16 protein-coding genes are annotated in these 15411 nt (G+C 41.7%); 14 read left to right on the plus strand and 2 right to left on the minus strand.

What is annotated here, in order from left to right:
- Positions 1-74: 74 nt before the first annotated feature.
- Positions 75-1505: a MocR-like pyridoxine biosynthesis transcription factor PdxR gene (gene pdxR / locus AC0YN7_RS05110; RefSeq protein WP_475808866.1), complete on the minus strand. Its 1431-nt coding sequence runs from the start codon at positions 1503-1505 to the stop codon at positions 75-77.
- A 328-nt stretch (positions 1506-1833) separates the two neighbouring features.
- The gene (locus AC0YN7_RS05115) at positions 1834-2067 is read right to left on the minus strand and encodes a tyrosine-type recombinase/integrase (RefSeq protein WP_475809115.1); all 234 of its coding nucleotides are present in this window, start codon (positions 2065-2067) and stop codon (positions 1834-1836) included.
- Positions 2068-2287: 220 nt separating this feature from the next.
- Between AC0YN7_RS05115 and AC0YN7_RS05120 the strand changes: the two genes are divergently transcribed.
- The 14 genes from AC0YN7_RS05120 to AC0YN7_RS05185 all read left to right on the plus strand — a co-directional run bounded on the left by AC0YN7_RS05120 (position 2288) and on the right by AC0YN7_RS05185 (position 15393).
- A complete protein-coding gene (locus AC0YN7_RS05120; protein ID WP_475808867.1) occupies positions 2288-2617 on the plus strand; it encodes an ArsR/SmtB family transcription factor in 330 nt (109 codons plus the stop codon).
- Positions 2614-3012, plus strand: coding sequence for an SRPBCC family protein (locus tag AC0YN7_RS05125; protein WP_475808868.1), 399 nt, complete (start codon positions 2614-2616; stop codon positions 3010-3012). Before AC0YN7_RS05120 ends, AC0YN7_RS05125 begins: the two co-directional genes overlap by 4 nt.
- Before the next feature lie 301 nt (positions 3013-3313).
- On the plus strand, positions 3314-5569 hold the full coding sequence (locus AC0YN7_RS05130) for an ATP-binding cassette domain-containing protein (protein ID WP_475808869.1): 2256 nt from the start codon (positions 3314-3316) through the stop codon (positions 5567-5569).
- Positions 5570-6322: 753 nt separating this feature from the next.
- Complete coding sequence (locus tag AC0YN7_RS05135) at positions 6323-6832, plus strand: endonuclease V (RefSeq protein ID WP_475808870.1); 510 nt, start codon at positions 6323-6325, stop codon at positions 6830-6832.
- Between the two features lie 19 nt (positions 6833-6851).
- Entirely contained in the window at positions 6852-8180 is a 1329-nt protein-coding gene (locus AC0YN7_RS05140) for an SMI1/KNR4 family protein (protein ID WP_475808871.1), read from the plus strand.
- A gap of 46 nt (positions 8181-8226) precedes the next feature.
- Positions 8227-8460 carry a DUF4304 domain-containing protein gene (locus tag AC0YN7_RS05145; protein WP_475808872.1) on the plus strand — a complete coding sequence of 78 codons (234 nt, stop codon included), beginning with the start codon at positions 8227-8229 and terminating at the stop codon, positions 8458-8460.
- Positions 8448-8735, plus strand: a complete 288-nt coding sequence (locus AC0YN7_RS05150; protein WP_475808873.1) for a hypothetical protein — start codon at positions 8448-8450, stop codon at positions 8733-8735. Before AC0YN7_RS05145 ends, AC0YN7_RS05150 begins: the two co-directional genes overlap by 13 nt.
- 33 nt (positions 8736-8768) lie before the next feature.
- Entirely contained in the window at positions 8769-9440 is a 672-nt protein-coding gene (locus AC0YN7_RS05155; RefSeq protein ID WP_475808874.1) for a hypothetical protein, read from the plus strand.
- A 184-nt stretch (positions 9441-9624) separates the two neighbouring features.
- Positions 9625-9996, plus strand: a complete 372-nt coding sequence (locus AC0YN7_RS05160; RefSeq protein WP_475808875.1) for a VOC family protein — start codon at positions 9625-9627, stop codon at positions 9994-9996.
- Between the two features lie 218 nt (positions 9997-10214).
- Positions 10215-10925, plus strand: a complete 711-nt coding sequence (locus tag AC0YN7_RS05165; RefSeq protein ID WP_475808876.1) for a response regulator transcription factor — start codon at positions 10215-10217, stop codon at positions 10923-10925.
- Positions 10922-12745: a sensor histidine kinase gene (locus AC0YN7_RS05170; protein ID WP_475808877.1), complete on the plus strand. Its 1824-nt coding sequence runs from the start codon at positions 10922-10924 to the stop codon at positions 12743-12745. Before AC0YN7_RS05165 ends, AC0YN7_RS05170 begins: the two co-directional genes overlap by 4 nt.
- Before the next feature lie 186 nt (positions 12746-12931).
- Entirely contained in the window at positions 12932-13633 is a 702-nt protein-coding gene (locus AC0YN7_RS05175; RefSeq protein WP_475808878.1) for an N-acetylmuramoyl-L-alanine amidase family protein, read from the plus strand.
- Positions 13630-14502 carry a carbohydrate ABC transporter permease gene (locus AC0YN7_RS05180; RefSeq protein WP_475808879.1) on the plus strand — a complete coding sequence of 291 codons (873 nt, stop codon included), beginning with the start codon at positions 13630-13632 and terminating at the stop codon, positions 14500-14502. The genes AC0YN7_RS05175 and AC0YN7_RS05180 overlap by 4 nt, the downstream gene beginning before the upstream one ends.
- A gap of 12 nt (positions 14503-14514) precedes the next feature.
- Positions 14515-15393 carry a carbohydrate ABC transporter permease gene (locus tag AC0YN7_RS05185; protein WP_475808880.1) on the plus strand — a complete coding sequence of 293 codons (879 nt, stop codon included), beginning with the start codon at positions 14515-14517 and terminating at the stop codon, positions 15391-15393.
- Positions 15394-15411 lie beyond the last annotated feature (18 nt).

Here is a 15411-nt window from a genome sequence, read left to right on the forward strand (position 1 = left end):
AATGGAAAGCAGCACAAGTTTATTAATTCAATAGGGAGACCGACAATAAAGATAAATAGGCGGGGATGCTTGTATTATAAAAGCATCTCCGCAAGACGATAAATGCCTTCTTTAATTGCTGCCTCATCTACTTTAGCAAAGCCCAGTACCCATCCTTTTCGATCGCTTTCCAAACAATAAGTGCTGAGTGGATAAACACGGATTCCTTTTTCGAGCGCTTGGTTCGTCACGGCTTCTTCGTCAAACGAGTCTTCGGCTTCAAGAAGCATATGCAATCCCGTTTCTACGCCGCTTAGTTTGAAGCGTTCACCTAGACCGGTCGCAAGGATGGCCTTCGTCATGGCTTCGTGCCTGCGCCGATATACATTTCTGACTCTTCTCATATGGCGCATGAAATGACCGTGTTCGATAAAATGAGCAAGCGTTAATTGCTCCATGATCGGAAGATGGCGATAAGTTAACTCGTGGACTTTGGCAAGCTGATGAATGGCCTCTTTTGGGCCAATGATCGCTGATATACGAATACCAGGAGCAACCATTTTGGAAAAACTCATCATATACAATGTATTCTGAGGTTGCTGGCTGAACAAAGTTGGGAGCGGGTTGCCGCGATAACGAAACTCGCTATCATAGTCGTCCTCAACAATCCAAAATTGATGTTGAGCGGCCATGTGCAGTAATTGTTGCCTACGGGGTTCCGACATGATCACTCCAACTGCGCACTGGTGCGAAGGCGTAACAAAGGTAAGTTTGGATTGAGGATGAATATGCTCTACTCGTAGTCCGTATTCGTCAACAGGGACGGGAACAACATTCATCCGCCGATACTTCATCGCCATCCAGGCAGCGGGGAATCCGGGATCCTCAACAGAAACCGTTTCTCCTTCACTTAAAAGTGCTTGGGCGATCAAATCTATGCTATGCTGTGCGCCCGAAGTTAATATAATTTGATCGATATGCACGTGAACGCCTCGCTCAAGTGACAAATAACGTTGAATCTGTTCTCGCAGCGGTACGAAACCGTAGGCGTTACCGTAAGCCCAACTGGCCAGGTTTGTTTCTGTGGAAGCTTGTAGAAACGATTGCCTCCAATTTTTTTGAAAATGTTCATCCAAATAAGGCTCGTGCGGACTAAAATCGATTTCCACACTTCGGTAATCTTTTCCTCTAAACCAGCTATGCAAATGGCCGACTGCATCGTCTAATAAAGGTAACTCGGGGGTGACAGGGCCTTGAAGGTTAACATCCTTCGTAAAACTAGTCATGTAGGTCCAATCACTTACCCTTGTTCCGCCGCGCCGAGATGTAACGGTGTAACCCCGACTGAATAACTCTTCATAAACAATCTGTATAGTTGAGCGAGAGACACCAACCAATAGAGCGAGTTCGCGAGATGGCAGCAGCAATTCGCCCGGAGGCCAATTTCCGGTTGTGATATTATGTATAGCTTGGTCCAGCAATTGTTGCCATATTGGGCGTTCGTCGTCACGGTTAACCTTTAGCAATCGTTTCACCTCCGAGTGTACTTTGAAATATGGATTGTTCAAATTGTTGATTTAAGGATATTTCAGGGCATTCCATTAATTGATATACTAACATGATGAAAGTAGCCTTTGCAACAAGATAGCAATTATACAGAAGCGACTTTAACGTACCTGAACAGGTCTGATATTAATGATGGATATCATTAGGGCTTGTTGTTTGTGAGAAACAACCAGATTGAATGAGCCACTCTAACGCTGAGTGGCTCTTTTTTGTATTATCATCAATCTAAAATGTCCAGCAATTAGGGTAGTACCAGCGAAACTGACACCACCCACAAAGTAGATGTTATTAAATGGGGAATTTATTGATAACCTCGTTATATTCCTGCTGGGCATCGGTAATGGCAAGCTTTGAATAGACTTCCAACGACATGCTTTTTTCGTGGCCGGAATAAGGCTGTATGTGCGCGTCATCGATACCCTGTTTTTTAAGCCAGGTTAACAGGAAATGTCGCAGCTTGTGAGGCGACAGATTTTGCACAAGACCGGCTTCCTCCGAATATTTGGCCAAAATTTTTCGTATTCCTCGATAGGTATATTATGTAGTTGACACGACACCAAATGGTGACCTATAATAAAAGTGTCACTAAATGGTGTCCAATTAGGAGTTAGTCATTTGGAAAGTTTTGAACATGAATAAGTTTCACTTGAAACAATTATGAGGAGGTAGCGAAATTAACGGCTTTCCCTTTGCACCACCAATAGATATCTATTACAGAAAATAATATTTTGGAGACGGTGATGTGAGTGAGAACAATCAGTTGCGGGATGTGTTTGACGCGATTGCAGATCCAACTAGGCGCCGACTGATCGGTCTGTTGGCGGAAGCGCAAGAGGTGCCGCTTCATGAGTTAACGGCACAGTTTCAAATGGGCCGTACAGCGGTATCCAAACATTTGAGAATCCTCAAAGAGGCCGGACTGGTACTTGACCGAAAAGTCGGCAGAGAAACGCGATTTAGGCTAAACGCCTCTCCACTCAGAGAAATTCAAGATTGGGTGGCTTTCTACAGCAAGTTCTGGAGTATGAATATGTTGCGCTTGAACCAACTATTAGAGGAGGTAGAAGAATGAGTTTATCATTATCCTTGGATTTTCAGTACACGACAACGATCGTGAAGCTGTGGTCCGCCATAACCGATTCAAACAAGCTTGCCAAGTGGGTCTTGGAAAATGATTTTGAGCCCATCGTAGGACACCTTTTTCAGTTTCGCGCTCAGCCGAATGAATACTGGGATGGAATTATTGACGGTGAAGTGCTTATCGTGGACCCGCCAAACCGGCTGACCTATACTTGGGCCGTCGGAGAGGAGAAGCACACGGTCAACTGGACGCTGCAGGATTTAGGGGATGGAAAGGTTAACCTTCATCTCGAACAAACTGGATTCTCAAATGTTCAAGGACTCGAAGGCGCTAGATATGGATGGAGTGCATGGTGCGGCGAGCTTGAAAAGCTGTTGGCACAATAACCGCATTCGGTACCAAAAAATCTTCTTCTCAATGCTAAATTAATGGGTACGATAGTTGAACCCTGCTTGACCCGAATCAACATAAACCGGCTGCATGTAGTTTGCAGCCGGTTTATGTCTACTTCTGACAATCTGACCAGTTCATTTCGTTTTGGGTCAAGTCGTACTAAGTGCGTATTCACCCTGAATATTTGAGAAAAAGCTATCGCATCGAAAGTTCGGGGTCCCCGACTTTCTATGCACAATGAATGGTAAAATGTGAATATAAGTAGAAATTAACACGATCGGAAGGATGTTAAGAATGAGCGATTCTAATCAGGAGTATATCGTCATTTCAGGTGCGAGGGAAAACAATCTTAATAACGTATCCTTGCGCATTCCCAAGCGGAAGATCACGATTTTCACCGGTGTATCCGGATCTGGCAAGTCATCGATCGTCTTTGATACGATCGCCGCAGAATCAACGCGATTGCTGAATGAGAACTTCAGCATGTTCGTACGCAATTTCTTGCCCCGCGTTCCGCAGCCGGATACGGACGCAATTGAGAACCTGAGCATGGCTGTTATTGTGGACCAGAAGAGGCTGGGCGGCGGTTCCCATTCCACGATGGGCACGATTACCGATATCTCTCCCATTCTCCGTCTTCTCTTCTCCCGAGTGGGTCAGCCCTATGCTGGGCAAGCGCATATGTTCTCGTTTAACGATCCGAACGGCATGTGTCCTGAGTGCAATGGGATCGGCCGCAAGCTGGGCGTCGATATGAGTAAGGCTCTGGACCTTTCAATGTCGTTGAATGAAGGGGCCATTATGCTTCCGGGCTATGCGGTGAACGATTGGGAATGGAACATGATCATGCAGTCGGGGGATTTCGATCCAGCCAAGAAACTGTGCGATTATACAGATGAGGAATTGGAACAATTGCTATACGCCAAGGCTAAGAAGGTCCAGGTGGATTTTGGCGGTAAGGCAATGAATATTACAGTGGAAGGCGTACTAGAGAAGTTCACCAACAAATATATCAAGCAGGATGTGAAGACGAAGTCCGAGCGAACGCAAAAATCGGTTATGCCATTCATTTCCGAAGGTCCATGCTCCAGCTGCCGCGGCGCGAGGCTTAGTCAGGCCACGCTCAGTTGCAAGATCAATGGACTCAACATTGCGGAGATGTCCTCCATGGAGGTCGGACAGCTAATTCGCGTTATTCGGGAGATTGACGATCCAGTAGCCGCGCCGATCGTCAAATCACTGACAGAGCGGCTGCAGCATCTAGTGGATATCGGACTTGATTACTTGACGCTGAACCGTGAGACGGATACATTGTCCGGCGGCGAGTCGCAGCGCGTCAAGATGGTGAAGCACCTGAGTGGCAGTCTGGTGGATGTCACTTACATCTTCGATGAGCCCAGCGTTGGCTTGCACCCCCGTGATGTACATCGATTAAATGAATTGCTTCAGAAGCTGCGCGACAAGGGCAATACCGTGATTGTCGTCGAGCATGACCCCGATGTGATCAAGTTGGCGGATCATATCGTCGACGTCGGACCTCACGCCGGCAGCCGCGGCGGAACCATCGTGTATGAAGGAAACTTCCAAGGCCTACTGGAGGCAGGTACACTGACAGGCACCCATATGAAGCGGCCGCTCATGCTGAAGCACGATTGCAGGCAGCCATCAGGCAAGCTGTCCATCAAGGATGCCACACTGCACAACCTCCGGAACGTGAGTGTAGATATTCCAACTGGAGTGCTGACAGTAGTTACGGGTGTCGCCGGATCGGGCAAGAGTACGCTGATTAACGAAGAATTCCTCAGCCAGCATCCGGATGCGATCGTCATCGATCAATCAGCAGTAGGCGTGTCAACACGATCGAATCCCGCGACCTACACGGGCATTATGGATGATGTGCGCAAGGCGTTTGCTTCCGCGAACAAGGTGGGTCAAGGCTTATTCAGCTTCAACTCCAAGGGGGCTTGCGAGAACTGCCAAGGGCTGGGTGTTGTGTATACAGACCTTGCATTCCTCGACAGCGTGAAGCTGCCATGCGAAGTATGCGGAGGTAGACGGTTCAAGGAAGAGGTGCTTGCGTACAAGCTAAACGGCAAGTCAATTGCAGAAGTTCTGGAGATGACTGTGGAGCAGGCATTGGATTTTTTCCAGCTAAAAGAGGTTGTGCGCAAGCTCCAGGCGATGAGTGATGTGGGGCTGAACTATATTACACTCGGTCAGCCGCTCAGCACGCTCTCGGGCGGGGAATGCCAGCGCATCAAGCTAGCAAGCGAGCTGCATAAGAAGGGCAGCATATACGTGATGGACGAGCCTACGACTGGCCTACATATGTCAGATATCGGTCACCTTCTGGAGATCATGAACCGCCTCGTGGAAGCCGGCAATACGGTGATCGTCATTGAGCATAACCTCGATGTGATCAGCCAAGCGGATTGGATCATCGATATGGGACCGGACGGAGGCAGCAGGGGCGGCCAGTTGGTGTTTGAGGGCACACCTCAGCAGATCATCCATTCGGAGCAGTCGATCACGGGAAAATACTTGATGTAATGCATTAAATCCACTTTAAACATGTATGGGATTCGTAATTGCTTAGCATGACAAGGAGACATTTTATTCAGTTCGATCTAAGTTTTAAGTTAGCGAGGAACGATAATATTCACGCATCGGCGGACTTTGATTTGATAAGTTAATGCAATCACAATTGATTTAATGGGGGATTATGCAATAACATTGGATTCCGGAATGCAACGATCAAATACTATTAGTGTCGAATGACAATAACAATATCTCATTAAAAGTCGCATATAATGCGGCTTTTTCATTTTATGGGATCAAGTTCTTGTCCGCGGACAGGAATGCGTTTTTTATTACAACGTCCCGGACAGCATATCGGCCGACAATACAGGAACCGTGCTTGTGTCCATCTCCGGCGTTCGCTGTAAGCGGTAATTTGACAAGGTCTGGTATCCGGCCTATGACCGCCCACTAGAATGTCACCTCCAAGACCGTCAATGACGTTGAAAAGGTGGACTTGTGAAACCAGACAATCACACTGAATAATCCGGACGTTTCCCTATCCTGTTCTTTGGAGGAGGCCGGGGGCGCGGGGGCGGAGCCACTGCTAAAGCTGACGGCAGACGCATAGACAGCGGAGCCGGTTTTGCCGTAAAATGAAGCGGACGACGGCGGGGGCAGGATGAAATCCTGTTCCCCGTTGTCGGCGGTGAAATGGCACGGAAATGTGATGTATTGGCTATAATCTTTATCTTTAAATGAGCTTAAAGGAAGGAATCGCTATCAATGATTATCGCTGTCGATGTGTATTATGAGGAAAATAAAGCGAAATCAGTGGGGGTTATTTTTCAATGTTGGGAAGATTCTAAACCACTCGAAGTAATCGTGTCTTATACGGAAAACCCTCACGAATACGAACCAGGTTTTTTCTATAAACGAGAGCTCCCATGCATACAGGAACTGTTGAAACTTACTGATATAAACCAAATACAAACCATTGTTGTGGATGGCTATGTTTACTTAAACAATGATAAAAAGCCCGGGCTCGGACATTATGTTTACACAAATTTTTCAGGGAAAATTCCAGTGATCGGAGTTACAAAAAATGCCTTTCACGACAACGAAGCCTTTGTCAAAAAGCTTTACCGAGGTAACAGCTCCAAGCCTTTGTATATAACTTCTGTCGGCATGGAGCTAGCAGTCGCTGCCGAGCACATACAGAGTATGTACGGAGAATACCGATTTCCACATCTGCTGAAATTGCTGGATAAGCTAACGAAGGAAGCCCAGCTATAACCAACAGGGGGGATTCAATATGTTGTTTTGGAAGAAAGAAACGCAACTTGATCGAATAAAAAACAAACTCGAAAAGGCCATGCGCAAAGATATGGCTTTTTTGGTGTTTGGAGCTTCCTCACACAAATACAGGGTTTATGAAAAGCTTACAGCAAAAGAGCTTGCGGACTGGCAAGTAAAAAATCAGTTCACACTCCCTGAGCCGTATACGCAGTTTTTAATGAAAGTCGGAAATGGAGGTGCCGGGCCGTATTACGGGATTTATTCGCTTGAAAAGGCAACTTCCTTTTCCGAAAGAAATGCACTCACTTCAAAGTGTGTTCTTCACCCGAGAATGACAAAAGAAAAATGGAACCATCTGATCGAGCCACTGATCAGTGATGAAGACATCTCCGACCCGGAATACGACGCCGCCCGTGATATGGTTATGGGCGGCATGTTGTGCATTGGCACACAAGGCTGCGAATTCGATATGTATCTCGTACTTGAAGGGAATCACAGGGGAAAAATCGTTTACACTTCAGATTTTCATCCTGATCATCCCTTTTTCTTTGTCTATGAAGACAACTTTCTGGACTGGTATGAGCGCTGGCTGGACGAAATTATTCTGGATTATGATATCGCATGGTTTGGCAGTAGAATGCCGGGCGATGAAAATACCTTGATACAGGTTTATCAAAACGCCCCAAACGAAGAAATCAATTCAAAAGCGCTTGATGGAATGTTCAAGTTTAAGAAAATCTCGCAGCCAACCATTGATTTTTTAAAAGACGTTGCTGAGCAAAGACAAAATGATCGCACAACAGCCATTCAGCTAATCTGCAAAACCTCTGTTGACGCGGGAAGAGACTATCTTCTGGAGCTGTTGCATTCTGAAAGAAATGAGGATTTTTTACAAGCTTTAATGATTCTGAACTGGTACGGTAAATCTTATGATTTAACGGAATTTATAAAATTGATATTGCAAAGTCTTGACAGGGTTCACGACCCGGAAACGTTACGTCATGTGGGGTATGTTTTGGAATCTTCCGGCATGATTACTCTCCAAAACTTTGCGCCCTTTTTGTGTCAAACCGACTCAAATATACAAAATGCCGCAATCTATGCCACACGTAATTGCAATGACAAATCGGAAAGTTGGGAAATCATTGAACAGATGTTTATGGGTGGCGACAAGGAGGTTGTGAAAAACACCATTTTATATTGGGGCGTTATCCCTCATGATAAGTTATTGCGTTATTATAAGGCTGCATGGCCGGAATATAAAAGCAAAGATAATTTCAGGGAAAAATTTATAGATTGTTTGAAAGAATTAAATTTGCCAGATAATTTTTTTGACAAAGAATAATATGTGTTTGAAACAAAAAATCTGTAGTAATCTTCTAGGAGGGATCATGTTGCAGCAGCACTTTAACGATATGATTAAGCAAGACGTAAAGCCGGTCCTTTCCAAGCTTGGCTTCGCAAAGAAGAGTTTGAATTTCAATAAGATAACAGAAAACCTCATCTACATGTTCAATTTCCAAAAATCGAAGCGGAGTGTCACTTCAGAGCAAGAATTGGGGAAATTGCTCAGTCTGTTCCAGATCGATTTTCAATCACTCCTGATACGAATATGGATGATTTAATAAAAACACTGCTAAGTGGATTAGAAGAGGTTATTCATTTCTATGATACTAAGACCAGTGCCAGATCCCTTGTTGATTATTACACTTCAGGACCATTTTTACATCTGGGCGAAGAGAGTTTTCATTTGCTATTACAATCCAATGATGTAGCAGCGGCTAAACATTATTTGAAGGCTATGCAGGAAAAGTACGGAACAGAAAAACGATGGACCATATTCGAAAATAAATACAAGGCCATCTTCAATAAATACGGAGTGGAATTTGATAAGTTATAAGTCAGCATAGTGAACGTAAGTAAGAAATGATAGATGGAAATTTTTAAAAGATTAGGTGTGATGCGGATGAGTGATTTTACAATGATTAAAAAGCTGTTTCAAATTACGAAACGAAACGGGTTTAGTCATGACGAGATACAAACCATTAAAAATATTTTTGGTGAATTGCCCCAGGTGCTTTTAGATTATTATTTGGAAATCGGTAAAGACGAGCGGCTGAATCATACGCAAGATAATTTAAACAATCCCCAGCAATTTCAATACTTCAAACATAGCGAATATTTAATTTTTTATTGCGAGAATCAGCGTGTCTGTGTTTGGGGAATCCATAAGGATGATTTATCCAGGTCTAATCCCCCTGTCTATATGAGTTATGATGAAAAGGAATGGAAAAAGGAATTTGGAACATTGATCGAATTTTTTTATGCAATGGCCTATTTGCAAACCGTATTCGCTCTTGAATACGGCTGTGAATCGTTCTATTCCATAGAACAAACCGACTTGGATTTTATTCGTGAAAATTTTAAAAATAAAGGTGTTTCCTTTCGGCATTGGATTGGCATCGAATTTTATGGGTATTACGATGACAGCATAATAACTGTGTTGAAAAATGACGATAGTTTTGATTTGATTTATGCTTCAAGCGACAAAGAACACTTTGATGAAATGGATCGGGTTCTATCAAAACTGACAGTAGTAATTTGAAAATTTCTATCTCAGGAAGTATGCCCACTGTATCCGGGTAACGATAGTGCAATAACTTTTGAGTGTCATTGTTTGTATAATAATAATTGCTTCCGTGGTTACAATACTGGGTGAAACATGTGTTCATCAAAGTAATGTTGTATACTTTATGCAATAAACCAAATAATTTTTTATTGGAGGAAATATGAAACTGGGCGCATTCTCTGTAAGTTTAAGTGTAAAAGACATTTACAAATCAAAATTATTTTACGAAAATCTAGGATTTCAAGTCTTTGGAGGCGATATTACCCAAAATTGGCTCATTATGAAGAATGAAAGTTGTATAATTGGTCTATTCCAAGGAATGTTTGAAAAGAATATTCTGACCTTTAATCCAGGATGGAATGAAAATGCCGAAAATCTTAATTCGTTTACGGACATTCGAGATATTCAAAAACAGTTTAAAGCAAAAGGTATTAAAATACTGTCTGAAGCAGATGAAACAAGTGAAGGCCCTGCAAGTTTTACAATTGAAGATCCTGATGGTAATCCCATTCTTATAGATCAACACAGATGAAGTAGAGATTGGAATAGGTATTTACATCAGGGCTTTCAACCAAGAAAGTGTTAAGCTAATGGAGTACGATAGTGGGGAGCTGCCGCAAGGGTAGCTCCTTTTGATAATCATTGAAGAGAATGGCGGAGATTATTTACTTACATTCTTTACATAATCTTTATCTGGCTATGTTACATTTGCACAAAGTCGAGGTTTTGACCTAACCTAGGAGAATTTATATGAAAAAAACAATTTTAATCGTTGAAGACGAAGATATTTTGCGTGAAATTATTAAAGATTATCTTCTTAGTGCAGGTTATCTTGTTATAGAAGCAGCAGACGGGAAAGTGGCCTTATCCTTATTTCAAGAACATGAAATTCATTTAATTATTCTCGATATTATGCTGCCAGAATTAGATGGGTGGTCTGTCTGTAGACGAATTCGGAAGGCATCTAACGTTCCTATCATTATGTTGACTGCGAGAATGGACGAAGATGATACATTGCTTGGGTTTGAGCTAGGTGCGGATGATTATGTGACCAAACCATATAGTCCACCTGTGCTATTAGCTAGAGCTAAACGACTGATCGATAGCAGGTATCGTGAAAATCTACAATCTGATGCTTTGTTGTCTCATAAGAAAAATGATAACGATTCTTTAACTATAAATGGGGTTTGTATTCATTTCCCCTCCCGAACTCTATCTGTAAATGGTGAGAAAATCAACCTGACGTATACAGAGTTTCAAATCTTGGCTTATTTAATACAAAATAAAGGCATTGTCATTACGAGAGAACAGCTCATTACGAAAATTTGGGGATATGAATACGATGGCGATGATCGTACCGTGAATACGCATATCCGTAATTTAAGACATAAGCTAGGGGATAAGTCCAAACTCATTACAACTATCGTAAGAGTGGGTTATAAATTCGAGGACAACCAATGAGAACCAGTATTGTATTTAAACTGTTTACTTTGACGACGATGTTATGTATGTTCATCTTAGCTACAGTATATATTGGACAAACCATATTTTTTAAACAATACTACGCCAATAGGAAAGTAAACGATATTCAGACCAATATCCAAGCATTTAAGAATGATTACTTAAACAACGATGGGAATGTATTAGCCATCCAGAAGATGGAGCAGGACTTTTATCGAGAAAACAACACATGGATTACTACTTTAGATAGCCATGGAAACTTAAAAAATGTGAATGATTTTTATTTGGAAGTAAAATTAGATGACTCTAAAAATGAATATATTAGTGAGTTCTCTGGTAAAACCATTACGATTCCTCTTTATAATATGATGAACATTGATGAGGTTTTGAACACAGAGACAAACCAGCTGGAATCCTTGCTGACATCCAAGATGCGCGTTCATATAGGTGAGGTTAAGAAGGATTCAGCTTTAATTCCTTATGAAGTTAAATTAGATAAAAGTGGTATAACATGGGTGAATGAGAAAATAAACAAAAAGATGGATGAACTCACTCTAAAAATTAAAAATTCACAGACTAAAACAGAATTCCCTGGTGTTGATCTTTTTGGGACAATAACCAAGGTTCAACTGCCGAATGGGAATGAATCCTCCAGTTTCATTTATACGAATAGCTTGTTTATGGAGAGAATACAAGAGTTTCAAGCCAGCTTATTATTTGATGAGGATAATAACACATATGAACAATCAACGATCCTCGACTTTACTCAACATGAGGTGAAGTATAAACTTTTCATTGAGCCGATCAAAGATTCAGAGGGAGCAACCAACTATATCTTCTCGATGGCTTCTCTACAACCTGTTGATGAAGCCGTTCAAATGCTTAAAGATTACTATGTATACATGATTGCTCTTGTGATGTTACTTGTGATTCTTGCAGCATTGTATTACTCGAGAAAGATCGCCAGACCATTACTACAAATTAATCGGACGACCAAACAGATAGCCAGCTTAGATTTTTCGGAAACCATCTCGATTAAATCCAATGATGAGATCGGTGACTTGTCTCGTAGTATCAATTCTCTGTCAGAAACCTTACATTCCTATATCGAACAGCTACAGAAGGACATTGAGAAAGAAAAGCAACTAGAAAGTACAAGGAAAGAATTTATTTCAGGGGTATCCCATGAACTAAAAACACCGCTAAGTGTTATGAAAAGCTGCATTTCGATTCTGAAGGATGGCGTTGCTTCGCATAAGAAAGATCATTATTTTGAAGCTATGGAGAAAGAAGTCGATAAGATGGATCTCCTGATTGTGGATATGCTGGAGCTAGCTAAGTTTGAGTCTGGTACGTATACGATGAAGATGGATGCATTCTACATCGATAAGCTCATTGAAGAGATATGTGAAAATTTGTCTCCCCAGTTCAGCAAGAAAAACCTTCATTTGCATACTGAGCTTGCTGCTGTAGAAGTTATAGCCAATCAGCACCGAATCGAGCAAGTCATTACTAATTTTCTTGCTAATGCGATTCAATATACACCAGAACAAGAACAAATTATCATTTCAGTTATGGAAGAACAAGAACGAGTTCAGGTATGTGTAGAAAATAAAGGAGCTCATATATCCTCGGAACAATTAAGTAAAATATGGGAACGCTTCTATCGAGGAGATAGTGCACGAAATCGTGCACAAGGTGGAACGGGTCTAGGACTTGCGATATCCAAAAATATTCTGGAGTTGCATGGTGTTCCATACGGCGCCGCGAACACAGAAGATAGCGTTATGTTTTTCTTCTATTTGAATAAAAATTTGTAAGTTTATCATAGCCACTTTCATGACGGAGATCATCAAACCGACATGTAAGTGGTTTTTTTATCTACGGCATATTTATCTAATCTTTATTTCATCCACTCATTATCTTGATTAGCCTCTACTAGAATAACGATATGGAATGATACGTACTTCCAGCTAGATATTTCATAACTAGAGGAGAATGGTTTTATGAAAGGTAAAAAGATCCTTACTATATCTGCATCCTTATTTTTAATTTCGGCATCATTTGCATTTATTGTACAGACGAATACCCCTAAGAATAATGTAACTATGACTTCTGAACATAGCGAGTCTATGAAGCAAGAAAGTCGCATACCAGCAGGGAAAACGATTGTGATTGATGCAGGTCATGGTGGAAAAGATGTAGGTGCAATAGGCCAAATGGGCATTTACGAAAAAGATCCTGCACTTACAACAGCCATTAAAATTCAGCGAGAGTTAGAAGAGAAAACGAGAGCGAACGTCGTCTTGACCCGAGATAGTGATGAATTTCTAACCCTACAGGAGCGAGTGGATATTGCGGAAAGTCATTCGGCCGATCTATTTATCAGTATTCATTATGATGGATTTAAAAGCAGTAATGTTTCAGGTATAACGACTTATTACCACCAGGCGGATGATCAACAATTAGCAACGATTGTACATGATCAGTTATTCAAGCAAAGTATGGATACCAAAGATCGAGGAGTAGCTCAGGGTAACTACTATGTACTGCGCGAAAACTCCAGTCCATCCCTTTTACTAGAGTTAGGTTTTATTTCAAATAAAGAAGATGAACAACGTATCCAATCTAACGATTTCCAAAGCAAAGTAGCAACCGCGATTGTCGAAGGAATTACAGCCTATTTCAGTAATAGAGGACAGGTATGAAACCTCTACATTTATTTCGAAAACAAGGTGTCATTGCGATAGGGTTTCTAGCACCAAGCATAATTGGTTTTGCTATCTTTTATCTAATCCCATTTGGTATGGGTGTTGTGTACTCATTGATGAATAACACGATAGGTGGATCTTTTGTAGGCTTAGACAATTATAAAGAACTGCTTGCAAGTGATTCTTTCCGTAAAGCCTCGTGGAATACGATGCTGTTCACTGGTATAAGCGTTCCGTTAATAGTTCTTATCTCATTAATCTTAGCATTGCTCTTAAATCAGAATGTATATTTTCGTAAATGGATCAGGACTGCCTATGTGTTGCCGCTTGTAGTACCAGTTGCCTCCATTGTGATGATCTGGCAAATTCTGTTTGATTGGAATGGAGCACTGAACGGCTGGCTGCTAAGCTTAGAGCTTGAGCGAATCGACTGGATGAAATCGGAGTGGGCAAGAGGTGTGCTTTCAGTTGCTTATCTTTGGAAATATGTCGGTTACAATATCATATTATTTCTGGCAGGACTACAGAGCATACCACGCGACTATTACGAAACTGCGGACATAGAAGGGGCGAGTCCGCTCCGTAAACTAACCCATATTACATTCGTATATTTAACACCTACGATGTTCCTCGTCGTCTTAATGTCGATCATCAATTCGTTCAAAATTTTCCGAGAAACATATTTAATTGCAGGAGATTATCCGCATGACAGTATTTATCTGATGCAGCATTACATGAACAATATGTTTTTTTCGCTTGATGTCCAGAAGTTGACAGCGGCCGCAACATTGATGGTAGCTTACATACTGGTTCTTGTTGTTGGAATGCTCGCACTGGAGCGTCAATTCAGACGATTTATGGAATGAGTGAGGAATAATATGAAGAGAATAGCGTTTCTACACAAATGTTTCTTATCCCTCATCCTGTTTGTCATAGCAGTACTTATGGTATTCCCTATTATATTTACATTTATGAACTCGCTTATGACAGAGCAAGAGATCGGAACTAATTACGATCTTATTGGGCAGATGATAGACAAGTCTGCAGGAGAAAAGGATCAATTTGTAAATTTAAAACTGATTCCTGATTGGGTATCCTTCGAGCAGTATGGCAAAGTTCTGTTGCAAACATCAACTTATCTGAATATGTTTTGGAACTCTGTATTCATGGTTGTGCCCATCATCATTGGGCAGGTCGTAGTAGGATCACTCGCTGCTTATGCTTTTGCTAAACTTCGTTTTAGAGGTCGAGAGCCTATATTCTTCGTTTATATAATGGTTATGCTCATGCCATTTCAAGTGACGTTAGTGCCGAACTATATTATCGTGGATAAACTTGGTCTCTTGAACAGCGCAAGTGCAATCGTATTTCCTGGAATATTTGCTGCTTTCGGTGTCTTTATGCTCCGGCAGTTCATGTTGTCGATCCCTTATTCTTATGTAGAGGCCGCCATCATGGATAGTGCTGGACATTTGACAATCTTTTATCGAATCATTCTTCCTTTAATCAAACCAGGATTAGCTGCATTAGTCGTTCTTCTCTTTGTAGATTATTGGAACATGGTAGAGCAACCTCTGATCTTTATAGATGATACTTTTAAGCAGCCACTTTCTCTATACTTATCACGAATCCAACAGGAGGCACGAGGAATCGGTTTTGCCGCGTCCGTACTATATATGTCTCCGATGTTACTTCTATTTTTATATTCGGAATCTTATTTTATTGAGGGTGTTCAGTTGTCAGGTATTAAGGGTTAGTGCATATATGGGAAAGAC

It is taken from the genome of Paenibacillus sp. J31R122, assembly GCF_056269185.1.